The organism is Gluconobacter albidus, assembly GCF_002005485.1.
Lineage (GTDB): Bacteria > Pseudomonadota > Alphaproteobacteria > Acetobacterales > Acetobacteraceae > Gluconobacter > Gluconobacter albidus.
The window spans coordinates 1,481,015-1,505,348 of the sequence record NZ_CP014689.1; the positions used below are offsets into that span (position 1 = coordinate 1,481,015).

At 55.2% G+C, this 24,334-nt stretch carries 21 protein-coding genes; 13 read left to right on the plus strand and 8 right to left on the minus strand.

Annotation, left to right across the window (positions count from 1 at the left end; all coding sequences use genetic code 11):
- The 4 genes from A0U94_RS06670 (at position 1) to A0U94_RS06685 (ending at position 3,913) form a co-directional block, all read left to right on the plus strand.
- The gene (locus A0U94_RS06670) at positions 1-1,677 is read left to right on the plus strand and encodes a hypothetical protein (protein WP_077802884.1); all 1,677 of its coding nucleotides are present in this window, start codon (positions 1-3) and stop codon (positions 1,675-1,677) included.
- 6 nt (positions 1,678-1,683) lie between these two features.
- Positions 1,684-2,439 carry a hypothetical protein gene (locus A0U94_RS06675; protein ID WP_077802885.1) on the plus strand — a complete coding sequence of 252 codons (756 nt, stop codon included), beginning with the start codon at positions 1,684-1,686 and terminating at the stop codon, positions 2,437-2,439.
- Complete coding sequence (locus tag A0U94_RS06680; RefSeq protein ID WP_077802886.1) at positions 2,439-3,500, plus strand: hypothetical protein; 1,062 nt, start codon at positions 2,439-2,441, stop codon at positions 3,498-3,500. The genes A0U94_RS06675 and A0U94_RS06680 overlap by 1 nt, the downstream gene beginning before the upstream one ends.
- Positions 3,501-3,568: 68 nt before the next feature.
- Positions 3,569-3,913 carry a hypothetical protein gene (locus tag A0U94_RS06685; protein ID WP_077802887.1) on the plus strand — a complete coding sequence of 115 codons (345 nt, stop codon included), beginning with the start codon at positions 3,569-3,571 and terminating at the stop codon, positions 3,911-3,913.
- A 400-nt stretch (positions 3,914-4,313) separates the two neighbouring features.
- Here the strand turns inward: A0U94_RS06685 and A0U94_RS06690 are convergent, their stop codons facing one another.
- Positions 4,314-5,300, minus strand: coding sequence for a hypothetical protein (locus tag A0U94_RS06690; RefSeq protein WP_077802888.1), 987 nt, complete (start codon positions 5,298-5,300; stop codon positions 4,314-4,316).
- A gap of 270 nt (positions 5,301-5,570) precedes the next feature.
- Here A0U94_RS06690 and A0U94_RS06695 point away from each other — a divergent pair, with 270 nt between their 5' ends.
- From A0U94_RS06695 to A0U94_RS06720, 6 genes are all read left to right on the plus strand, one after another.
- Positions 5,571-6,074 carry a lysozyme gene (locus A0U94_RS06695; protein ID WP_077802889.1) on the plus strand — a complete coding sequence of 168 codons (504 nt, stop codon included), beginning with the start codon at positions 5,571-5,573 and terminating at the stop codon, positions 6,072-6,074.
- Positions 6,074-8,920 (plus strand): hypothetical protein, encoded by a 2,847-nt coding sequence (locus A0U94_RS06700; RefSeq protein WP_077802890.1) that lies wholly within the window; start codon positions 6,074-6,076, stop codon positions 8,918-8,920. The genes A0U94_RS06695 and A0U94_RS06700 overlap by 1 nt, the downstream gene beginning before the upstream one ends.
- Positions 8,921-8,931: 11 nt before the next feature.
- The gene (locus tag A0U94_RS06705) at positions 8,932-9,555 is read left to right on the plus strand and encodes a hypothetical protein (protein ID WP_077802891.1); all 624 of its coding nucleotides are present in this window, start codon (positions 8,932-8,934) and stop codon (positions 9,553-9,555) included.
- A gap of 48 nt (positions 9,556-9,603) precedes the next feature.
- A complete protein-coding gene (locus A0U94_RS06710) occupies positions 9,604-9,945 on the plus strand; it encodes a hypothetical protein (protein WP_077802892.1) in 342 nt (113 codons plus the stop codon).
- Between the two features lie 265 nt (positions 9,946-10,210).
- The gene (locus tag A0U94_RS06715) at positions 10,211-10,654 is read left to right on the plus strand and encodes a hypothetical protein (protein ID WP_077803883.1); all 444 of its coding nucleotides are present in this window, start codon (positions 10,211-10,213) and stop codon (positions 10,652-10,654) included.
- A 321-nt stretch (positions 10,655-10,975) separates the two neighbouring features.
- Positions 10,976-11,158, plus strand: coding sequence for a DUF3606 domain-containing protein (locus tag A0U94_RS06720; RefSeq protein WP_077802893.1), 183 nt, complete (start codon positions 10,976-10,978; stop codon positions 11,156-11,158).
- A 422-nt stretch (positions 11,159-11,580) separates the two neighbouring features.
- On the opposite strand, the gene A0U94_RS06725 is transcribed toward A0U94_RS06720, so the two are convergent.
- A complete protein-coding gene (locus tag A0U94_RS06725; protein WP_244178106.1) occupies positions 11,581-12,984 on the minus strand; it encodes an aminotransferase-like domain-containing protein in 1,404 nt (467 codons plus the stop codon).
- A 194-nt stretch (positions 12,985-13,178) separates the two neighbouring features.
- Between A0U94_RS06725 and A0U94_RS06730 the strand changes: the two genes are divergently transcribed.
- Positions 13,179-13,541: a UrcA family protein gene (locus tag A0U94_RS06730; protein WP_167369366.1), complete on the plus strand. Its 363-nt coding sequence runs from the start codon at positions 13,179-13,181 to the stop codon at positions 13,539-13,541.
- A 2-nt stretch (positions 13,542-13,543) separates the two neighbouring features.
- Positions 13,544-14,383: a PhzF family phenazine biosynthesis protein gene (locus A0U94_RS06735; RefSeq protein ID WP_208611683.1), complete on the plus strand. Its 840-nt coding sequence runs from the start codon at positions 13,544-13,546 to the stop codon at positions 14,381-14,383.
- A 102-nt stretch (positions 14,384-14,485) separates the two neighbouring features.
- On the opposite strand, the gene A0U94_RS06740 is transcribed toward A0U94_RS06735, so the two are convergent.
- The 5 genes from A0U94_RS06740 to A0U94_RS15905 form a co-directional block, all read right to left on the minus strand.
- Entirely contained in the window at positions 14,486-14,863 is a 378-nt protein-coding gene (locus A0U94_RS06740) for a hypothetical protein (RefSeq protein WP_149026714.1), read from the minus strand.
- Between the two features lie 308 nt (positions 14,864-15,171).
- Entirely contained in the window at positions 15,172-17,175 is a 2,004-nt protein-coding gene (locus A0U94_RS06745) for a glycosyltransferase (RefSeq protein ID WP_077802896.1), read from the minus strand.
- 26 nt (positions 17,176-17,201) lie between these two features.
- Positions 17,202-18,482 (minus strand): Hint domain-containing protein, encoded by a 1,281-nt coding sequence (locus A0U94_RS06750; RefSeq protein WP_077802897.1) that lies wholly within the window; start codon positions 18,480-18,482, stop codon positions 17,202-17,204.
- A gap of 633 nt (positions 18,483-19,115) precedes the next feature.
- The gene (locus A0U94_RS06755) at positions 19,116-19,709 is read right to left on the minus strand and encodes a hypothetical protein (protein ID WP_244178107.1); all 594 of its coding nucleotides are present in this window, start codon (positions 19,707-19,709) and stop codon (positions 19,116-19,118) included.
- Positions 19,710-19,711: 2 nt separating this feature from the next.
- Positions 19,712-21,448, minus strand: a complete 1,737-nt coding sequence (locus A0U94_RS15905) for a phage fiber-tail adaptor protein (protein ID WP_167369320.1) — start codon at positions 21,446-21,448, stop codon at positions 19,712-19,714.
- A 900-nt stretch (positions 21,449-22,348) separates the two neighbouring features.
- Here A0U94_RS15905 and A0U94_RS06775 point away from each other — a divergent pair.
- Complete coding sequence (locus A0U94_RS06775) at positions 22,349-23,194, plus strand: SDR family NAD(P)-dependent oxidoreductase (RefSeq protein ID WP_077802902.1); 846 nt, start codon at positions 22,349-22,351, stop codon at positions 23,192-23,194.
- Between the two features lie 439 nt (positions 23,195-23,633).
- Here A0U94_RS06775 and A0U94_RS06785 read toward each other — a convergent pair whose 3' ends face one another.
- Positions 23,634-24,239, minus strand: a complete 606-nt coding sequence (locus tag A0U94_RS06785) for a nucleoside 2-deoxyribosyltransferase (RefSeq protein ID WP_077802904.1) — start codon at positions 24,237-24,239, stop codon at positions 23,634-23,636.
- Positions 24,240-24,334: the final 95 nt, after the last annotated feature.

The window sequence follows — 24,334 nt, forward strand, 5'->3', positions numbered from 1 at the left end:
ATGACAGTGATCCGGGCAGTCGAGATCGACCTGGTCGATACCCTGGCTGTCCAGGTCGATGACCTTCCGGCCCATGGCAGCCGGCCACGCGGAACGCTGCGGCGGAGTGCGGGGTCTCTGGAGACGATCGAGACCCTGCGCTTCTCCGATATGGGTTACGTCGATGAAAACCATGTTCCCTATGTCCCGATCGTCACCCAGGCTTTCGATCTGGACCGCGGGATCTCCCTGACCTCGGACGCGCTCGGGGGCACGTCGTCATTCGGATCGGTCACGCTGATCAATGACGGCTCTCTTGATGCGCTCGTGGCCAGCCGGACGAACGACCATCTGCCCATCCGGATCCTGAGCGGGCGTAAGATTTTCGACCGGGACCGGGGGATCTGGCAGGATCCGAAGCGCGCGGATCTCCAGCCGGTCTTTGCGGGTCTGGGTACGCTCTGGCAGCCTGGACGTCGCACCCTGACCGTGCCCCTGCTCGGTGCGCTGTCCTGGCTCGATGTCACCATGGCGGGCCGGATCTATGGGGGCACGGGCCGTCTGGACGGGGATGCCAATGTCTCCGGCCGCGTCATGCCGACCCTGCGGGGCACGGCCTGCAACATCACGCCTGTCCTGATCGATGCGGTCAATTACGTCTATCAGGTCAGCGATGCTCCGGCCGTGATCTCCGCGCTCTATGAGGGCGGCTTTGCGGGCGGCATCGCCTTCGGTGGTCTGGTCTCCGACATCTATGCCCAGTCCCCGGCTCCTGGAACCTACCAGATCCAGAGAGGGGGCACCGGCACATGGATCCGGCTGGGAACACGTCCCGTCTATGGCATCACCGTGGATGCGTTCGGATCGTTTCCCTCCGGGGCCGCGCCGCAGAACGTCTTGGACATCCTGCGCACGATGCTCCTGGAGGACTTCGTTCTTCCGGAATCCTACATCGACGTCCAGTGGCCAGCGCAGAGCCCGCTTGCCCCCTGGCGGGCGGGGTGGTTCTGGGATGGAACAGAAACGGTCACGGGACAGGACGTCGTCCGGACGCTGCTCTCGGGGCTGGCGCTTTCGATCGTGCCAACGCGCTCGGGCACGCTGCGGCCTGTTCTGCTGGAAGCGGTCGATGACCTGACCGCCTCGACCCTGACACTGGATGCGACTGTCATCACCGACATCCAGTCCGTGTCTCTGGATGCCTCGCTCAGTCCGCCGACATGGCGCTGGCGCATGGGCTGGCAGCATAATTTCACGGTCCAGACGGCCGGATCGGGTCTGCACCCGCAGGCCCCGGCCGACCGGCAGGCCCTGATCGCCGCAGCTGACCGCAATGCCGTCTGGTCCGATGCGAGCTTACGGATGCGCTGGCGGCTGCCGAACGATCCGACCCCGGTCGTCACAGCCCTGGCGTTCCCGGAGGATGCCCAGACCGTGGCGGATTCCCACGGCCGTCTGTGGGGCCTCTATCGCACCCTGTGGGCCATCACCATACCGGTAGAACTGAGCTGGCAGGTCGATCTCGGTGACACGATTACGATTCAGGCTCCCGTCCCGGAGCTGGCCAATCCATGCCTGGGCGTGGTTGTCGCGGAGCATGTCCGGGGCGGCGATGCGACGGCAACCCTTCAGATCCTGACCCTGTGGACCGTCCCGCAAGACGTGGACGGCGGTGATTTCGGGCCAGACATTATGTGAGACTTCATGGAAAACTGTGGACTTGGCTATCAGAACGCCGTGCTCTCCGCTGTCCTGTCGACCGACAGCGCCGCCGCAACGCTGCCTGTCACGAACCTGACCTCCCCGCAGGGCAATCCGGCCTATGCCTGGCGGGCGGACGCCACGACGGCGACCCTGACGGTGGCGCTGTCACAGCGCGGGGGCGTGCGGGTCGTCTCGGTGCATCGCACGAACCTGACGGCGCAGGCCAGCTGGCGGATCGTCGTCAGCAGCGCCGGCAACGTCCTGCACGATGCGACCCAGCCCATGGCGATCGTGGCGGGCCAGGCGGTCTGCGTTCTTCCGGCCGAGCTGCAATGTGACGTCGTGACGATCACGATCGCGGATCCGGGCAATCCGGACGGATATCTTTCAATCCCGCTGGCCTATGTCGGGCCGCTCTGGCAGCCGGTCCGCAATTTCTCCACCGACAGCAGCTCGGGCTTCAATCTCGGCGTCGATGAAGTAACGGCGCTGTCTGGCGCGGAATTTCCGCAGATGCGCTGGATCCAGCGAAAGGCCTCGATCGCGCATCAGTCCTATGGCGCGGCCGAGACCGCAACCTTGCGGGAGATCCAGCGGGTCGCGGCGGTCGGGGAGAATATTCTCTTCCTCCCGGATCCGGGCGCGACCTCCCAGGAGGAGGCGATCTTCGGGCGTCTGAGCGGCGGCGACATCGGCAACCCTTACGGCCCTGCCGATCGGCGGAGCTGGACCTTCACCCAGACGGAGCGACTGTGATGACCATGCTGGCCAATTTTGTTCTGGAGACCGCCAGCAGTCCGGGTGTCGGTGACTTTGTGCTGAACGGCTCGGCCGCAGACCGCAGGGCTTTTTCCCAGGCGTTTCCAAGCGGGGGCCGGATCTTCTATTTCGCGGATGACGGGACGCAGGCGGAATGGGGCGTGGGCACGCTCACGATCGGAAATCCCTGCACGCTGGCCCGCAGTCGGGTGATGGGCAACACACAGAACACCACGGACCTCCTCCGCTTCTCCGGAGGGGTGCAGGTCTATAACGAGATCCCGGCCGAGTTTCTGGTCCTGCTGGATGAGAACGGCGCGGCGAGCCTCAAATCGCTGACCGTGCTCTCCGAGCTACTGGTCCCGCAGGTGTCGGACTGGAACAGCAGTCAGGCCGTCAGGGCCGTGGATGCGGACAACCGGTATCTTCAGACCTGGGCGGGGGATGGAGATCTCCGCATTGGCAGGATGGCTTACCGGACGTCGGCAGGTACCCCGTTCATTGATGGATTTGCTGGCGGGCCATTCTTCTTCCAGCGCCAGGGCGATTATGCGACCACGGTTCAGGTCAACACGGCGCAGTCATCTGCCAATTCTGCGCAGGGGACTGCGAACTCTGCCCTGGCGGCGGCGAATACTGCGAACGGCAACAAGCTGGACATCACCGATGGGACGGCCACCCGTCTGACGGTCAATTATGGCACCATGCGAGCCCAGTTTCAGGGCGACGGGAATTTTGTTCTCTACTCCGGGAATGCGGCTGTGCTCAGTGTCAGCCAGCAGTCCATCAACTGGAACGGGCATGGCTTCGCCTTCACGGACGATCTGCCCACGGATCCGGGGCAGAAAATCATCATGGACGTCGCGACAGGCGTGTCTGCCGGTGGTCGCGTGACCTTCGCAGTGCCGTTCTCAGGCACGCCGAGGGTCATGGCCCAGAATTTCGGCAATGGTGACGTGAACTGCCACGCCTATGACCCGGACCAGAACGGCTTTTCGCTGCACATCAACAATGGCGGGACGACGGACATCACCTACATCGCCAAGGGGCCGAAGTAACCAGCCGCCCTCCCGCTCCGCATTCTTCTGTCTGCCGCCTTCAGGGTGGCTTTTTTTATGGAAAAACGATGCCTGACTCCCAGACGGCCACCATGGTCGCAAGCCTGCCCGCTGCTCTGTCTGCCGAAGAGCGGATCCGCGTTCTTGAAGACCGCTGCCTGACGCTGGAGACCCAGCTCTCCAGCGTCGGAAACAGCCAGTCCGATCTGCGGGCCGAGATGCGTCAGGAAATCGCTTCGCTGCGCAGTGAGATTGAGGCGCTGGCGAAATCAATGGAGAGCAGCAACCGCCAGATCAACGGCAAGCTCGACCGTCTGTTTGGCGCGCGCGCCGTTGTCACGGCCGCCATCACCCTGCTGACCTCAATCCTTGGATCGGGGGTCGTTCATCTGGTTGTCTCGATCGGGAAGTGAGGTCAGGTATGGGGGGGAAGCGGACTATCTGGTTTCGATGGATTAAGTCGGAAATCAGACAGCACTACTTATCCTAAAGTTCTGTACGTACTTTCAGAGCTTCCTCAATATGCCTTCAATATTGTGATGCCACTGGCAAAACTCGGCATGGAGGCTAGGCAGATGGCAGCTTCAGGAGTTCGAAGACGTGCGTCTGATTGCGCAGTGTGAGGCTTTCCAGATGATGTTCGATGAGAGGCACATCCAGCAACATAGTCAGTGCGCTCTTTGGTATCCGAATAGTGCTCCGGTCGAAGTTCGCGCATGAATTTTGACGTCGAGATATCTCCGTTCGAGGTTGAATCTTCATCCTGATAACTATCTACAATAGGACAAGAATATAACCAACGGCTGATCCAGTTTATGAGCGCCGCGTTCGGCCTTTCGATCCCGGACCCGCCTTGGTGCCATCATTCCTGAGCCGCCGGCGCAGGGAAAGTGAGGTTTCCGGTCCTTGCGGATACCGCTTCTTCCACGCAGCTCGAACCGCCTCCCATCGGCCGATTTCGCGGAGCAAGGTGATGGTTTCGGCGATCGTCACGTTCTTGATTTTGTAACGATCCTGCAACTGCGCACGCACCATGACGTCCGGGCTATGCTTCGACGGACAGGGGGCCAGCGGGTCCGCGAAAAAACACCAATGGGCAGCCATTCGCACAAGCGCCGCTGGCCCCATTTTCTCGACCAGAACTCGGTCGAGCGCCACAGCAGCCCGGTAGTAAACGTCCGACGCCAGAATAGCGTGGCGCGGCCGCCACTCAACGATGTGGCCTGCAACGACAGGCGGCAACGATACCGACCATTTACCGCTCCGCTTTGGCCAACGGTGAAGTATTTCCTCTATGGCGGGATCGGCGCGTAGCGCCGCAAGACTGGCATTAGCCCGGTTAGACCGATGAACGATGCAATTCCGAGCAGTATCGAAAAAATTCGCAAGCTTCAGGAGATCGGTCATACCATTCGTGTCCAGTCCTACGACGGCATCAAAGCCATGCAGGGCGGACGTGCCATTCTCCTTTAGGCCAGCCGGGTTTATGCCTGCCCGATCGAATTCGGCTTTGGCCCCTGTCGCGTAATCCTCAAAGGCGTCTGCGGCTCGCGCGATACCCAACTCAACCAGAAGGATCGCCGCGTTCTTCACGGGAGCATCGAGGTTGCGCCAGAGTGTCGTCGTCCCCCACGGCTCTCCAGCAGTTGGAAGTGAGACGGCTGTCGAGTTATCACCACTCTTGCGCTGATCTGCTAGGAGCGAGAGAGCGCCAAAGCTGACTTTGATGCTGCGATTGAAGCTGTTGTGGAACGTGAGCAGGCGCGCGAAGGGCTCACTGATTGCCGCGTTTAGATCCACCTTTTATCCCTTTCCGCGTAGGCGCTTTTTGTTCGTGCGAACAAACATGAGAATGGTCTTAATGTCTATTTCCTGTAAGAAACGATCATTCTGCAGATGAGCGCTTTGTCCCAAAAACTGTCTATCGAAGTTTACCCAACAATGTCGGCTTTCGGGCAAACATCATAACCGCTTGGATGCCTGAAATGAAGGCGTAAGCCGCCATTCTGTCTCAAGTTCCCCCCTACCAAAGCCGCCCTAACCGGGCGGCTTTTTTTATGGAAAATCCCCATGCATGACACCGCCATCACTCTGGCCACGGCGCTGCTGCGGCGACCGGGGTTCGAGGGCTTTTGCGCAACGCCCTATGTCTGTCCGGCCGGGTACTGGACGATCGGCTATGGCAGCCGCTGGCTGGCCACCGGGCAGCCCGTCACGGCCCGGACCGCTTCCATTGATGAGGCCGCTGCCAGCAGTCTCCTGCTCCGGACCGTGACAGCGCTGGATGCGGCGCTCTCCCGCCTAGTCCGGGTGGCGCTATCGGACGTCCAGCGCGCGGCCCTGCTGTCCTGGCAGTACAATGTCGGCACACCCGCCGTCGAAAGTTCGACCCTGCTGCGCAAGCTGAATGCCGGTGACTATGCCGGCGCGGCCGACGAGCTGCTGCGCTGGGACAAGGCCACCGTGCACGGCCATCTGGTCGAGCTGGCCGGCCTGAAAAATCGCCGTGCCCGTGAGCGCGCCATCTTCCTCGGCCTTGCACCCCCCATGACACTGAAGAACGGATACGTCTGATGGTCCAGAATTTCACGCCGCCCTGGAAGTCTGTCGTCGACACGGGGAACAAGGCCAATCTGGTCAAATCCACGCAGGTCGCCGCAGCCCTCGGAAACAAGGTGGATGCGGATGGCGGTCAGTCGATCCGCCAGTCCATCCAGTCCGGCGCGATTGATGCCGCCAGTACGCTCGACGGCGCAACCGTCGCGGACATCGTGGCCTCCAGCGTCCGGGCGAGCGTCTCGTCCATCGCACAGTTCCGGGCGCTGAAGACCTCGCCGGCTGCGATCCTGCTGACGTCCTGGGACGGGACGGATCTGACGCGCGGAGCGGCTGGCATCTTCATCCGTGCAGCGACTGCCGATACGCCTGATTTCGGGACCATCATCGTCACGGCCGGGGGCACCACCTACCGGCGCGTCTATCAGGGCGGCCTCAACCCGCAATGGTTCGGCGCGGTCGGGGACGGCAACAGCCACCGCCTGTCCAGCTTTTTCCCGACACTGGCCGAGGCGCAGGCGGTCTTTCCGATCGCCTACAGCCTGGACCAGGAGATTGATTTCGTCGCCATCCAGACCGTCTGCTATTCCGGCAAGGGCATCAATTCTCCCGCGCTCCATTACATCATGTGCAATGATGCGGTGGCGCTGGACGACAACCCCATGATCTGGATCTCGGGAACGTCCTTCGGGACCTTCACGAACTCCACGCTGGATTTCAGTGCCCTGAAAGCCGTGACCACGGTCGTGGAGCATATCGACGATCCGACCTTCCAGACGGCCAATGCCAGCGGCGCATTCGTCAACGCCAATATCTATTCCCCGGCCCAGTGCACGGACGTCGTGTTCCAGCAGGGCAAGGCAGTTTACACGGATCCACCGAATGCGACGCAAATCACGGGATCTGTCTCGAACGGCGTTCTGACCGTCACGGCAATGACGGGCCTGCCCACTCTCAAGGTCGGCGACCGGCTGTATGATTCGCAGTTCAAGCTGGGCACGGACACGACGATCACCGGCCTGGGCACCGGCACAGGCACGGTCGGGACGTACACGATCTCGAACACGACCGCTGCGATCGCCGCATCCGACAACAACAACATGTCGACGGCCACGGGACACTGGAACCAGTTCGGGCAGAAGCTGACGCTCCCCAAGGGCGCTTACGTCTTCGAGATCGAATATTCCTGCACTCTCGGCGGCTCTTACGCCATGCTGAACGGGCAGCCGGGAAGCCTCGGCATGGGCGTCAACGGATCAAGCCCTGGTGCGGGTCCATCGCCCTGGATCATGCAGGGGCCGAGCAAGATCATTTCCAACCTGTCTGACGTGCCGGTGACGGGATCCATGTCGGTTCCGCTCTACGTCCCCGAGGACAGTTCGTCTTTCGTGGTGGTGTCGATCTCGGGCTATCTGAATGTCGAATTTACGAAGTTCTCGGTCACGAAGCTCAACCGGAACTCGGCCATCCTCTCAACACGCGATGGGGCCACGCTGCACTACCCGCTGCCGGTCATCACTGAAGGCTTCACGCTGGTGGGCCCAGGCACTGAGTCCGGTGTCACCGGGGTCTGGTACAACTCGTATGAGAACACGGATGGTACCATCCAGAACTTCGGCACCGGCTCCGTCGAGAACTTCCAGATCGGGATGAACTTCGGCAGCGGCGCGTACCTCTCGGAATACTGGGACTTTGGCGTCGGAGCCTGCGGATTGTGCTTCCAGTTCCTGCCGGGGAGCATCAATGCCGGCGAGAACTTCCGGTTCTATGGCGGGGGCTTCGGAAACTCCGGCTGCATCATCAGCAATCCGGGCGGGGCCGAGTTCACGTTCTACGGCTCATCCCTCGACTATTCCGATCAGTGCATTGCGAACAATGCCGGCCGCATCGAGGTCCACGGCTGCCACATGGAAATGAACGGGCCGAGGAGTGTGGACAAGCCGCTGTATCACTGCACCGGCAGCGGCGCGATCGTGTGCTTCGGCGGAATGTTCCTCGGGGCGGGTGACTCAAAGAAGTACGGCGGACCACCTGTCTTTCTTGAGCACAACCTCTCGACGATGATCTTCCACGACACGCAGATCTACAATCTGACCGGGCCGGACGGGGTGGCGCTGCGGGGACCGGGCCAGCTCAAGATCCGCAGCTCGCTGAATACCGGCAATTCCAATATCGGGTCGTGCAACAATTTCACCTCCGACCCGCTCGGTCTGGCCGGGTTTTTCATCCCGCAGTCGAAAAGCGCCCTGCCGCTCAATGGCGGGGTCGGTCTGATCGGCGGTCTGTATTCCGACGCTGTCGCCGGCATCGACCAGTGGACGTCCGAGGGCGCCAGCGCTGCGCTGTCCACCGACTATGTGTTCAACGGCTATCCGGCGTCCCTGAAGGTTCAGACGCAGGGACAGGGCCGGAACGACCGGATCGTCATCTGCATCCCGATCGAGAAGTACCAGACGGGCAATATCGGGCTGAAAGTCCTCTTCCCGTATGACCTTTCGACCGGGGCCGTGTCGTCGAATACGACCATGCCGACCGACGACGCGGACAGGGTCACGCTGTATTTCCGGACATTCTTCGTCCAGATCACGGGCTCGGACCAGTTCGGCCGGCCGACCTTTGGCGCGGCCAATCTGTTCTGCGGTGAAGACGACGTCCACGTCCCGAAGGCCGGATATGCCAGCTGGATGAGCCACGGGACCGCGCCCGGCTATCTGGGCCTGCCGGGAACGCCGGATCCGCTGGCCACGGACACGACGGGTGCCGGGGCGCCTGCCTTTGCGACCCATATCGCGCTGCTGCTGGACACGGAATCCCTGCCGGCCTGCACGTTCTATATCGGCGCGGTCATCCCCAATCTTTACTGAGGACATCCAAGATGAAGCGCTTTGTTTTTGCGATGATGGCGGTCTTCGGGGTGATGGGCGGCCACGACTGCCTTGCGGATCCGAACACCCACTCCATCGCAAAGTGGGACATTTACGATCCGACCCTCTACGGGATCATAAACGGCAACGTCACGTTCAAGGGCGTCGTGCTGTTTCCAGATCCGGCAGCCGGGAACAACTCCCAGCAGGTGGCGACGACAGCCTGGGTCAACGCGGCGATCGCTGCGAACGGATCGGGCGGCGGATCCTCGGGGACGTTCTGTTCAACCTCGGGTTGTACGTTCTCCGGAAATGGCGGGTCCGTCACCATCACGCCCTGGAACTGGCAGGGCTATAATGCCCTCGCTATGGGCGGCATGATCACATTCACCAACGGCGACGGCGTGAATGTCGGCCTCACCTATTACGATGATGGCAGCGGCTCCAATCCATCCCTTCTGCTCAAGTCAGCCTCCCTGCGTGTGGACGGGAGGATCTACGTCAACACGCAGGAACAGCCCGCCTCTTCAACAGAGTCCTGCGCGCGGGGTGAAACCATGTATGGTTCAGGATACCTCTATTACTGCATCTCTGACGGTAAATGGGGACGGACGCCCTGGCAGACCGGCTGGTAAAATAGGCTGCCATCAAACCGCACTTCTCCTGAGAAATGGAAAACTGAAATGGACTGGACAACCCTGTTCCAGACGGTCCTGCCGTACCTGCCTGCCAAGGCTGCGGGGGATATTGTCTCGATCCTCACCTTCCTGATCGCGGCGGCCGCGCTGGCCATGCGCTTCTGGAGGCCGCCTGCGGCCGGCAGCAGGCTGGCGCTGCTCTACAAGATCGTTTCCAGCCTGGCGCAGTCGAAAGGATGGAACACGAACGCCTATCAGCCCGATGCCAAGGCCCTGATGATCCCGGCCGAAGCCAGCCGCACGATCGAGGCGGCCAAGCTGGGCCTTGATCCGGCCTCAACCCATCCCAAAGCAGGCGAGCCGCCTAAGGCAGTCATCCCGGACTAAGAAAAAAGGGCTAAGTCAATGGCAAGAGTATCTGCGCTGGATCTAGCGGTGCAGTTAGCGGCAGCGCCTCCTGTAAGGCGTCGTTCAAAGCGGCATTCCGGTCGGCCGAGGAAAGAGCGTGCTGCAAGCATGCGACGCGATATCCCGGAAATTTCTGCTGTCCGTGTCGAGTCTGGGGAAGATGCGCTGCGTCGGGGTCATCCCATCAGCTGGCGAGCTATTTGGCCTGAAGGTGCGCCGCCATATCCGTTGGAGGGTCTATCAGATGTCTGACACTACCAAGGTGCGTCATCCCTCGATCGCGGTCCAACTCCACACGGTGCAATCTCTCTATGATGCGCAGGACATCAGCGATGAGGAGGTCGACGCTGCAAATAGGTGGTATCGGGAATACATTTTTTCAACGGTTGGAATCGTCGAGGGGCAGGACGAAGGTCGTGAAAGAGAGAAGGGCAACATCCACACCTGGATGCTTAGCCGAGGCCGTTGTTCCGCAAGGATATCGCAGATCCGTGACCAGCTCGGCCTGTGTTCCCATGTTCGTCTGGAGATGATGCTGGCGCGCGAAATGTCTTTCTCAGCAATGGCGCGCATGATCTACCCGGATGTGTCAGAGGGGCGAGCAAGGATGAAAGTCTCAGCGCAATGTGCGCTCGTACTAGAGCAGCTGGTCCACGTCTATAAGAAACTGAACAAACCGTCGGCCTAATCAGTAGGCTGTTTGCAGGTTCATGGGAGAACATGGCTATCATTTGAGAGAAAGATGCAAACTTCCTTATTGAAAAATAAGGAAAACCGCACTCCTTCTAAGCTATAGGTTGCTGCTTTAAATCTAGGATATTTCTATTAAAATTTAGGGATTTATTCATTGAATAACGATGAACCCAAAAATTCTAATATATTGCGGTATGGAAAAGGTTTCCAAGACAAGGGAAAATAAATCAAAATAACCTGTCTTCTCAGAATCTAATATCGGCTGGCATCAAGATTGTGGCCACAATTAGTGGTCGAAGAAAACAGGAAAATTATCGTGCCAGATGATAAGACGAAGCGTCGGCCTCAGGATGCATCCAAGATCAATATTCATGAGTCATACGAAGTGAATTGGTGGACGCACAAATTCAACGTTAGCGAAGCTCAGCTTGTGGCAGCAGTTAAAGCGGTGGGTGTAAGCGCAGCTGCTGTAGCCAAGCACCTTGGAAAGACGCTCTGATTGTATTTTAGAGTGACTATGGACGCCAGCTCTACAGATCTAACGGGCTAGGAGCTGGCGTCGCTAAGCGATCTCAGCGAGACAGAAAACGGGCAGGCCTACCAGATCATTACCAAAAAATATATATTTATCAGTTATTTAGGTTGGGATTTAATCTGCCTTCACACGGCAGGGGTCACAGGTTCAATCCCTGTCGCGCCCACCATCCAAAGTGGCTGATTTCAGACATTTTCTCCATATGAAATTTGCTTCAATCGCTTCATGGAAACCCGGTTCGTTCGGCCACTATGAATGCCCAGACCTGCACATCGGGTCAGATTGTCAAGTAATCCATAAAAATAGTATTAAACTGGTGATTCGCTAATATCATTGAGTCATCAATTCACATTAAGACATCTATATCCATTCCATTACAAAAAACCTCAAATAATTCCATCCCGGTCAGCGCTTCCGTGCCCGGTAATAACCTCCTTGATAATTGCAAGCGCGCGATCCAGCTCTCCTCTGTTGACCGAGGCGCCGAGACAGAGGCGCAATCCGGTATCAGCCTGAAGGGAAACTCCAGACGCGTCTGGAGGGGTAATTTCTACGCCTGCACGAAACAGGCGTGCCGTTACCCTCTCCGCATCGAGTGCCGACATGGGTATCCAAGCGTGAGGCGAATACATGGCTCCTGGTCGCGCGACGAGATCTCCCAGTACTGTATGTGACTGGTTCCACCGGGTGGCAGCTTCTGCCTGAATGGATTGTCCGATGGTATCGATCCGTCCTTCCGCGACCCACTGGCTAAATACCAGCGCTCCCAGTGCGGGCGGGCAGTACCCCAAAGCTCGGATACCTTGCATGAGTCGTTCCCGTGGCAGGTCAGGTGGAAGTGCCAGAAAAGCCAAACGAAACCCCGGGCAGACTCCTTTGGAAAGGCTGGCGAGATACAGTGTCCGTTCCGGCGCGTAAGACACGATCTGACGCGGCTTCTGGGAGTACGCGTAATAAGCATCGTCTTCCAGAATCAGCAGGTCGCGGGCTTTCGCAACAGCCGCGATCTGCTGTCGACGCTGCTCTGACATTGTCCGTGTGGTCGGGTTATGAAGCGTCGGCAGCGTGAAAAGCAGGCGACTCCCTGTTTCCGCTGCCGCCCGGTCAACAGCTTCGGGCAACAGCCCTTCATCATCCATCGGTACCCCCCGCAGCTTCAGACCCAGATGGGCCGCCGCCATACGCGCACCGTAGAACGTTGATGATTCACACAGGACGGTATCGCCAGGAGCACAGAATGATGAAAAAACCAGTGCAATAGCGTGCTGACCGCCGTTACACTGAATCAGGTTTCCAGCAGAGAAATCCAGCCCGTAATGCCGTGCGATCCATTGAGCGCCGGCTGCGCGGACATGCGGCAGACCCTCGCCCTGAACATAATGCACAGCAGGATCAAGCGCATTACGCCCCATGAGTGCAGCCAGAGCGGCATTCAACTCCGCCATCAGAGGCACAGGGGGGGGCGTATTGCACCGTAGGTCGATCAGACCGCTTCTGCTTTGTCCCGTGACAGAACCACGCTCAATGGTGGGAACATCCGGAACGGCTGGCAATGCACCCCGTACGAATGATCCGCGTCCAACATGAGCGGACAACAGTCCTCGTCGTTCCGCTTCCGCATAGGCCCGTGTCACGCTTCCAACGCTGACCCCCAGCCGAAATGCCAGATCACGCTGGGGTGGCAGCTTTGCGCCAGGAGCAAGCTGCCCCGTTTTGATATCCTGCGCCATCGCCAGAACCAGCCGCTCATAGAGCGGCTTGGGACCGGATTGTAGTGCAGGTTGCCACATAGCGGGCTCCATCAACATCATTGGAATAGGACAATATAGTGATTGAACTCTTTGAGAGAGTTGTCAATCTATAACAATCGAATCGATTCGTCTGTATTGTACTATAACAATAAGGCTATCCTATGTCGCAATCAGCCATGGACATCGCACGCCTACGACCTGAAGTCCGCATCTTTCCACAAGTCCCGGAGATAGTGCAGGCGCTGGGAGTGCTCTGTGTCATCTTCACGGGACTATTGCTGCTCATGGCCATTCATGAGCCTGCTGTAGCTCAGGAAGCCGAAGAGAGTCCTGATACGGTCTCTGTGTCTTATGACCGTCAGGATCTGAGCGATCCCGTCAGAGCAAGCCGCCTTCTGGTCAGGATCGACAAAGCCGCACTGAAAGCCTGCGGCGCGATGAACGGTCTTTCTATCCCGGCGCAGGAGCTGATCATACGCTCAGACTGCCATCATGAAACCTTTAACCGAACAGTAGCGGCCTTTCACAATCCGACGCTGACACATCTGGCTGCCGCAATCGATCCATGGGTCGGCCCAAGAACGCAGGAACCCTGACAATGGATCTCCCTTTCCGACAGGTAGACGTTTTTTCCGCCGAGCCCTTTCGGGGCAATCCTTTCGCCGCAATTGCAGGGGCGGACGGATTATCCGATAGCCAGATGGCCCAGATCGCGAACTGGACCAATCTCAGCGAGACGACCTTTCTTCTCAAGCCAACGCATCCTAATGCCGATTATCGTGTGCGGATATTCACACCACACACCGAGTTGCCTTTTGCCGGTCATCCGACACTCGGAAGCGCATTTGTCTGGCAGTCTCTTGGAGGCGTGTCGAAATCTGATGTGATCATGCAGGAATGCGGTGCGGGTCTTGTTCCAGTGCGCAGACAGACCGATCAATTATCCTTTGCTGCTCCACCAAGGCGTCGGACTGGTCCTGTCGGACAGAATGACCTGGCGAATGCTCTTGCGGGTTTACGTTTGTTACCTGGGGATATTCTCGATGCACAATGGGCGGATAATGGCCCCGGATGGATGGCTCTTCGCTTACGCAGCCGCCGGGACATTCTGGCCATTCAGCCCGACTGGCAGAAGCTAAGAGGGCAGTACTTGGGCGTTGTAGGAGCGTGGGACGATCTGCACGATGGGGCAGACGTCCAGTTTGAGGTGAGGGCTTTTGTCGGAGACGGGCAAGGGTGGGAAGACCCTGTGACAGGCAGCCTGAACGCCGCTATGGCCCAATGGCTGATCGAAAGCGGGGTCGCGCCAGCACAATATATGGCCACTCAGGGCACCACATTACACAGAGCTGGGCGCGTCTTCGTAGTGAAAGATGGCGATGATATCTGGATTGGAGGAAACGTCGTGACCAGGGTTGCTGGAGTGATCACATTATAGGTTTTCAGAGCGGTCGGCTCGCCAGCTTTTTATGGCATCGCAGGTTATTTTATTTTCCGGGATTTTGCCCGATCAGTAGCTGACCCCGTTCACGGACCGAAATCAAACATCCATATGTTTCTGTACTTCGACATGCGTCACGAACGCCCTTAAAACGGCTTCCCAGAAGGCTCTATACGTTGAATATCGCCCCCAGTTTGGCGGCTCTTCAACATCTGCTTTCGGGTCGACCGAAAGCAGAACCCATGTCTGCATAATCCGATCAATTTCCTTATTGGTAAAGCCCAGAAGCTTCTGCAGTTCCTGGATTGCCTCCAGGTTAAACTGAAGGTTACGCCCTCTCGGTCCGTCCCGGATTGCTTCATCCAGCGTGTCACCGCACATGTCGGCATCTTCACCTAATGAACTGGTCCCCAAATTGGACAATCGTGGAAATGCGTCTCGAATTTCAGTGCACGAAAAATCAAATGCCGAAAACATAATGGATAATCCTGTTGCGTCTGGTATTCTTGAAAGTACTCCCGACTGATTTACCAAAAATTCCAAACTTAGACATTGGACACGTCAATGTATCCATACAGAGCCTTCAAACCACTTGAATGAGTTCATATGGCTCATATTTTAATCCAGGAGAGATACGGAACACGTAACTGGTTCTAAAACCTCTCTGAGACAGAGAAAAATTAGATTAAAGAAATTAAAATATACATTCTTGCGATATAAATTATAAAATAAATATAGGTAATTATCAATAATTATATTAAATTATAAATTTTATTTGAAATAAATTATTGAATCAAAACCTCCTTCTCTACCTTCTCCATCTCTTTTATTATTGAAAGTATACTATAATTTTCCCTAATGAAAGAAACACCTTTCCTAGAAATATTATCAATATTTTCATTGTCATGCATAGCAATAATCATCTCTGCAATATTTTCCGCTCCCCCATCTGTAATAAGTTCTCTCAATTCCAACGGAAATGGAATACCCTCGGATGCAATAGGCGTCATGACCACAGGCAGCCCCCATCCCAACATTTCAAGCACTTTACCTTTGATCCCCGCTCCAAAGCGGAGGGGTGCCACTCCAATTCTTACTTTTCCAAAGACTTCATCCAAATCCTGAACATAACCAAGAATTTCTACGCCACGGCACGATACCTTGCGAAGATGCTCCGGCATGTGAGAACCAGCAAGATAGCAAGTTATATCTGGGCGCTGTTTGTGAACGAGGGGCATGATTTCTTCTATTAACCACAACGCTGCATCCACATTAGGATGATGTCCGTAATGGCCGACGAAAAGACAGCCGCTACGCATGTGAGGTCGTTGAATGACAGGAGGCGTCATAATTGCCCATGGAACAACAAAAGCAGGCGTTCTTGGGGCCAGTTCTTTTAAAAGACGCATTTCTTCCGTTGAATGTGTGATCAAAGCATCAGCTTGGATTGCACAAATTCGTTCCAGAACTCGAACACGGCGCGCTTTATTTTTCAGCTCAATGTCATCAAGCTCAGCCGCCTGACGTTCCAACCTCAGATAAGACAGATCAGCAACACTGAAAATGATACGGGCATGAGTTTGGAAATACCTTGCAAGACCAATATAGGCGTGTGCCACTTCTACACGATGAAGATAAACCAAGGAAAAACTATCGCGCTGATGACGCAAAACAGATTCAACAGTATCAAAAAGGGGGGCCTCAAAAGTTTGAATGCCATCTCTTTCCAAGAACAATTTCTGTTCTCTGGTGGCTTTTTTTTCGTTTAAAGAAATAAAGAAGACATCATATCCCATATCTGAAAGTGCACGAATGTGCGATACAATCGCATTCGACCCAGCATCCCGACTTGGATCTGGAAATCGGCTGTCTATGACAAGTGCACGTTTGCATCGGGATTTAATATTGCCCCAGGCACCTTCAGAGCCCGATACCAACGCCTGATGACGCTCAACAGAATGGTTCACATACCCAGCCATCTCCTGGTTGGCCGTTGTCTTCAAAACATCCAGCGTCGACAAAAGTATTTCCGAAACTCTTTTTCGCTCTTCGTTATTCTCAACGTTTCTTGCGGCAAACTGCATAAACCACAGTATATCGGGATCGAAAACTGAGACTGATTCGATAATGGCTGGAGATCCCTCCAACTCAGCCCCATCATCTCTAATGACGCGAACGATATTTCTTACGCGAAGAGATAAATTTTCTGGAATAACTATAACAAAGCCGTAGTTTCCTGTTCCAATTCCGCACTCTTTTATATCGCCTCGGTATCTGTTTGCTATTGAATTTATTAAAATGCGATCATTAACAATGACCTGTATACCGACAGAGTTTTCTGGTTTGCTTTCATCCCAAGCCCAACCGGCGATATAACGTCGTTCAACGATATCCAGAAACCCTGCACGTTTCTCCGTCTGCACGGCCGCTAATGCAGTGACCTCCCTTGCTTCAGCAGGAAGTTCTATTATGCAAGGAGACCCTTCCAACTCAGCGCCACCTCGCGCTTCTCGCGCTTCGATTTGGATTGGTTGTCCGGACGGCAGTCCCCCTAAAACATTAAAGCAAAAGGCATGATATCCATCGCCTATCCCAGACTGCTTAAGGTCCTCTCTATATAAATCGGCTTTAACCAGGCCTAGAACGATCCCATTACACAGAAGACGAATAAGTACAGGTTCATCCGTACCATTATACGCCCACCCTATGATGGTGGCTTTGTCGATATTATCGACAAAGCCACGCACGACAGACAGAGGCTCCTCTCCGTCAAGATTTTTTCCATCCATGATCAATAAATATCTTCATGCTCTCCTCAAGCCGAAAGACGCGCATTATTCTCAGCCGTAGATTGGAGATTTTGACGAATACTCTCTAAAACGCTTCCTTCTTCCAGGCGCGGAGCACAGTAATATACATCCTTTGTGTTCCGATCAGGATAACGTCGGTAGTAATCGTCTACATTATGAAACATTGACCGACTAGAATCATCAATGAAGGTTTCAGAAGGGGCACCTTCGGCGTAAATGACATCATGATCTTCAAGTTCTATATGATAATACTCAATTACTCCGCGAAGAGTCGATCTGAATATTGTTCTTTCATTAACAAGACTTTCAGCCTGAACAAGTACTCCATCTATCAGCATGGCATGTTTCGGTGAAACTGTCAGATCGCAAACAGGGAGGCCTTTGCCTAGTGAACCACGTTTAAAGGTTATAGGCATCACATTTGGATTAATTCCCGCGAAACGCGACGAATAACTTCTATAGCCAATCCACAAAACAGGCTTCAAATCCCCGCTTACAGTCCGGACAAGGTCCCCAATCTGTAGCTTTTCTACAGATACTTCTCCATCCACCGTTCGAATGGCGGTTCCTTTGGCATAACAAGCAACAACAAGCTCTGTTCCATTAGTCCCGGAGACGGACTGAGTGGACAGGTAGGTTCCTTCTCCATCCTCCTGATCCGTGTATTGCCCATTTAGGAGCAACGTATCTCCATTGCGGAAGGATATCGTACTTGTGCCCAGCAAAGAGTTATATGTAACACCCGTAATCGTTGTCAGACTACCATTAGAACTGACAATAATTTCATCGCCCGCACCAAAGCCGTTGATGGTTGCCCCACTCAAAAGGGCAATATTAGTGCTCGACGCCGCAAGGTTGAGTGTTCCCCCACCGTTGCCAAAATTGATCGTAAGACCCGATGCTGCACTAATAAGGCTGGCTGCCCCACTAAAAATACCGCCATTGGTAATATTTACTGTTACGTATTGTAGGGCATTCAGCAATCCGCCACTAATAGACATACTCCCGCCGTCAGCATCAAGAGTGACTCCAGCCAAGAGATTGATTGTTCCACTGTTCACCACGACTGTCGTATGCGCTTCAGCCGTTATTGTGTATGAGGCCAAGAGTCCAAGCGCCGCCAGCTGGATAGTGGCGCTGACTGCAGAGCTGTCTCCAGATGTCACATTCAAATCATTGGCGCCAATAGCCGCAACGTAACCCAGATTATAACTTCCACCACTAGCCGATGATGTGAGTGAGAGGCTATTTCCAGTTCCGTAATAAGTATTGCCAAAGCTGGACATGCTACTTCTCCATTCTTGATTTTGACTCGGATACCAACATGGAAAGACTGCACGCAGCAGACCAAAAAAAACAATCTATTTCTATAAAATTCCACGATACTCACTTCGTAAGCATCATCATAAAGTAGTCATATTTAATAATAAACGGTTACCAATTAGCCAATTTTTAGTGACCATAAAGGGCATACATTAACTGTTGCCCGACTTACGCTCCTAAAAAACCTTTTATCTCTCACTGCGCATCAGCGATTTCAATTTCTCCTGCAGCGTTCGATGGAGAATGGCTCATCATGCAGCAGGTTTTTTGATGCTGACGATTCTGGTGAGCCAGACGCTGAATATCCTGCTCAATCAGAAGGCAGACTATTAGATCCAGAATTGTCTATCTTTTAAATGCCATCCGGGCCTTTGCTGACCGAAAAGCTCCAGATAATGTCCTATCCTGCCTGCGGATCACCGGAATAGAAGGCAATACTGCATGGCTTGAATTGGCCAATATCGTCCATAACATGCGCGACTTCACTCTTGGAGAGGAGCAACATGAGCGTATGGCAATCAAGGGTAGGTTTAACGTCCGGCGAGCTCAAAAACAGGCCTATACAGCCTGGATCAAGGACCATTTCGTGCCTTCAGTTATAGATGCGATCCGACAAACGGATGCTCAGGTCCAGAAGAGCACGGGGCAGCATACCTGGTGATCAGCAATTCAACATGTGCCGCCAGCGCCGTCCGGTCCGCCTCAATTCGTGCCGCCGTCGCCTGCCGGGCAGCATCGTTCTGCCCCAATAATTCCCCGGCATAACCAACCTGCCGCCCGGCTTCGGCATCGGGCAGGGCAGACAAAGGCACAAACTGGACCGGGACATGCAGTGTCTGCGCTTTCGTTCGGCTGGCATCCGCCTGTAAGCCAAAAACAGGAGTAAAACTTGAAGCCGAGACCGAAAATGATCCCGACTGACTGAACGTGCCCGACAGATCCATCGTCACCGGCCCGGCAATCATTGCCACCACCGGATCTGATGTGTGCTGCGCGCACTGAAGCGCCCGGACATTGGCGCCGAACCGGACCACCTGATCGACCGTCCAGTGCTGCACGCCAGAAACACTGACCACGCCCGCTTGCGTCAGGTCTGCCTGAACACCAGCAATAGCCTGACTGATCGTGACGGGTGCCACGGATCCAGCCGAGCAGGCGGAGAGAGCCAGAAGCCCGCAAAGTGCCAGCATTCTCATACTAACGTCTCGCCGCCCAGCCCCGTCCAGGCTTTCGTATTCGGGTTCCACATAGCCATGACGCCCTGTGCACCAGAACCGATGGCCTTATCCGTCACGATGGCGCGCTGCCAGGCGACAGGTGAGGCAGGAAGCGCCGCAAAAGTATATGTCGTTGAAATAACAGGTTCGTTTAGAAATTCTGCCACGTTCGTCGTGGGATTAAACGACACAAGCGGGGTCTGCCATGCTGATCCGTCCGTTGTGCCAGCGCTGATATAAAGCGGAACAGGCCCTGAACTGGTGTTGTTCGCCCAGAGTTGCCAGTAATATTTCTGATCATCTTTATCAATAACGCGAAGCCCACCGGTGCCGTATCCAGCATCAATAGCGAGCCAGCCGGAGTATATTTCCGTGGAGCCATCAGCGCTGGTATGCGAGGCAATATTTGCAGCATTATTGAACTGGTCTTTCAGCCTGATCCCGACAGCACCGTTGGTGGATTTCACCCCCAGCCAGCGCGTTCCATAACTGTTCAGGCATCCGACCTGGAGGGTATCTCCTCCGTCCGAAAGTTGAAGCGCATAAGTGGCGTCAAACCCACTATCGGACGGGGCGGTAACGGTCTGAAGATCCGCTACTTTGTCAGGGCTCAGTGCAAGAAACTTTGACGGGTCTGCAGCGGTATATCCGAGAGCGGCATTGATCGCCGCCGCTGTCAGATCTACGGCGCTTCCGCCCGAACCCGGCGCACCGGCAGGAGCCTCAAACGAAATGCCCGGAGCAGTTGCGCCATTGCTCATGGTCGCGGTGAGCGTGACCGTGGAGGACTGACCGGCCACGACGGCGCCCTGACTGACAGCCACGGACGCGATGCCCACGCCTGCTGCTCCAGCGGCCCCTGCCGCGCCCGTATCGCCTTTCGGTCCAGTTGCACCGGTTGCACCTACGTCACCCGATGCGCCCGTTGCCCCGGGTGCACCAGCCGGAGCCTCGAACGTCGCAGGCTCAGTTATTGTACCATCCGTCAGTGTCGCCGTCAGTGTCACCGTTGACGGCTGACCCGCAACAACACTCCCCTGTGTCAAGTCGATGGATTTGATCCCGACACCCTGTGCACCATCTGGAGACAGTGCCGCGATCCACTGGCCGATGCTCTGAACTTTGCCGCCTGACGTGACATCCAGACCCGACCCATCGCCCGCATACGTGCTGGCCGTCACGCTTTCAAAAGATGGCGTCCCGACCGGGGCCGTGGCTTCCGTTGCCATGACAACCTGACCGTTCGACGAATAACCCGAAGGCAGTGCCTCAACCCCTGCGATCAGCACGCTGCCGTTCGTGAGCGTGTCAGACAGGAAATTCGATGGTGGCGCAGTCGCGACCGTCAGGTCCGTAATCTGCAGAACGGCCATCACGGAATACACACGCCCCTGCTGGGTCGTGATTTCGAAGAGAATTTTCTGCGTCGTGTTTGGCTGCCCACTGGCAAGGAACGCCACTACCATCGTTCCGGCCACGGCACTCCACATGATCGTGAGAGCGTAGTCGCCACTTGCCGTAATGACCGTGGCGGATGTGATTGCGGTCAGCGTATCACCCGTACCGGCCAGCAGAGCAGAAAAGTCCAGAGTATAATCCAGACACTCCGCAGACGACTTCGGACAGAAGGTGACTTGAGAGACTGTTGCATTGCTCCCCTGAAGAACGATCGTCCGGAGGGGAGAAGGCGTCAGATTATGAATGGTAGTCATACAGCCCTCATTGCGGTCGGAAGCGCGTTAAAATCTTTACCAATCAGTGTCGTGCGGGGAATGCTCAGCCAGATACCCGACGACAGCGGACCGTGGGCTTTATTCGCGACCTGCGTGAGGAGTGCCCAGAGAGGAAAGTGGCACGGGTCGCGGGGCAGGGCGTGCTTGCCCTGTTTTCTATCCTGCATAAGATCTCCAATAGAAACGAAGGAACAGCCAAAGGCGCTGCTCGCTCGGCATCAATGATCGAAAGATCAGACGCCCTGATAAATCCGGGCACGGATCAGTTCCGGAGACTGAGCCGGGGCGGCATAAGAGACGGCCGTAGCGTCATTGTTGAGCGCGACTGTGTTGAACGTCGCGGTGTTCTGGGTCGTGGTGCAGGCGGCCGTGGAGCCGAGAAGGAGGGCACCGAGGCCTGAGTGCGAGAACGCGATTGCGCATGATGTCTCCAGACATAAAAAAACCGCCTCAGAGGGCGGCTATCTGGCGTAGACTGTTGGTACGGTGCGGAAAGCTTCCTCATAGAAAGGTAAAGTTGCGCGCACCGAGAAAAATCACGTGTCAACCTGACACTTTACACGGATTTCCGCTCTTGAAGGAGGGGGATGGAGAACCCCCGCAACTGCCTTATCCCGTTGGAACCCGGTCTATACCAGACTAACAAAACCGGCAGCATGACACAGACAAACGCATTCCCTGTCGCGCCTTACACGCCGTAATCGTTGCATATCAGTGATACAAACAGCGGAACTGCGCACGTTTCCACCCTTCAACTGCCCATCACAAGAAAAGCGTAGGATGCATTCGACTATCGCGTTATGAAGAGCCACCTGTTTTTTCCAGAAAGCCGATCATGAACGTTCTGACGCATTCAACTCCGACTGGCTCATACGATACATGAAGCTTTTTTCCTGCAGAGAGAGAGCTTCAGTACCATCATTTGCCGTCATGACAGGCGGCACAGGCGGCATTGGGTGTGAAATCGCAGGACTTCTTCTGGAACAGGGATGGGATGTTCTTCTACTGACGCGTCAGCCTCACAAGGCCGAGGAACTGATTTCCAGTAGAAACGGACGGTTTGAGTCTGTTTACTGTGACCTCACAAAACCTGCGGAACTAGAATTCGTCAGTAATGCTATTCTGGAAAGAAAAAAGAACATCGGATTGTTAATTCATTGCGCTGGAAAAATAGATCCGGAAATGACCCGGAATATCACCCGGCGCAGCCTTGAAGAACAGATAACAATTAATCTGACGTCACCGATACTCATGACCAGTCAATTACTTCCAGCCGTCTCTTTTGGGGCGCATATTGTTTTTGTTAATTCTATTGCTGGCGTCATGCCTCTGCAGGGAAGTTCCGTGTATAGCGCAACAAAGTTCGGCCTTAGAGGCTTTGCCCGCTCGCTCGCACTGGAATTCAAGTCAGGAGAGCTCCGGGTTTCGTCCATCTTTCTTGGAGCAGTCGATACTCCGATGCTCGAACAGGAAACACGGGACGGCGGATCCGTACTGAATTTTGTCAACAAACCTCTATCAGCCCGCCATGTAGCCAACCTCATTATCCGGATGAGTGAAGGGAAGGGACGTGAAGTCTTTCTACCCGCACTGGATGGTATTTTCGCTCACGCCTGCCTGATTATGCCGTGGCTTCTGCGAATAACTACACCAATACTTGAAAAAGTTGGTCACATAGGAATGCAGCGCTTCCATAAAAACAAAAAAATATTCCAAAAAAATTAATAAAAACTCTAACGGAACGATAAAATTAATTTCCGAGAGATATTTTTAACGATTTATTGACGAAAAAAGCAAAGCGATTTAGAAAATTTTTCACCGTTCTACACTTTCAGAAGGCTGTAACGTGCCACATGTAACGTTGACTGATTTTCTGCAAGTGACCCAATGGTCGCCTGACCAGCTTGCACACCAGATTGGCCGTACAACAGATGACATCATGCGATGGTCTCATCATGACAATGAATTACCAGAGCTTCTTCAGCAATGGATGGCCCGCATTGTAACAGCTTTCCAGACAGAGCCTCCGCCGCCTGGATACGCGATGGAACGCTCTGCAAGCTGTTCCTTTAACGACGATCCATCAATGACTGTAGTTTGCAATGTCTGCGGCCTGGCCCCCCGCTGTGGACAAGGCCTTTACGCGAAAAATTGAGATTATAATTTACAGTCCCGCATGGAGACGCCCCGAAAGACGTGCGGCAGCTTTCCGAAAAGCCTGAAAGAAGTCGCGATCAATAGCGACGCTGCCACCCGTCATTTCAATAAAGCCTTCGACCATGCCATTCTGAAGCAGACCTTCGGAATGAACCAGCATGCCGTCCGGATCTTCCATGCACCCGGAAGAGGGAGCATCACTCTCAGGTCTTGCGGAAAGGCTTTCATTCCACACATCCCGCCAGTAGGATTCTACCTTCTCGGAATAAAGACGTCCATCTACGGTATAGGCATCCATCGGTTTCCCGAGGCCCATCATGTAACCGATTTCAACCGCCGTTCCAGGATCCATCTCAGGAGAACGACGGAACGGGTCAATACAAAACAGACCTGCGGTACAGCGATCCATCAGATCGCGATCAGCACGGACGAAAGCAAGGATGGTCTCACGTCCCGGAGGCAAAAGCCGCGCTTCAGCCTGCCCATCAAAGGGAGCAACACCTTCGAGGCCATATTCTGCACAGATCGACTTCAGCCGTGCAAACAGAGCAAGAGCTTCCGGCCGGAATACCAGATCACCGGCCAGATAAACTGAAATAAAATTGTCTGACATAGACCTAAGTCTCTACAGACTTCCTGAACAGGAATAAAGCCTCGTAAGACTATCGCCTGAATGACAAATTTCTAGATTTTTACACAAAAAATTAT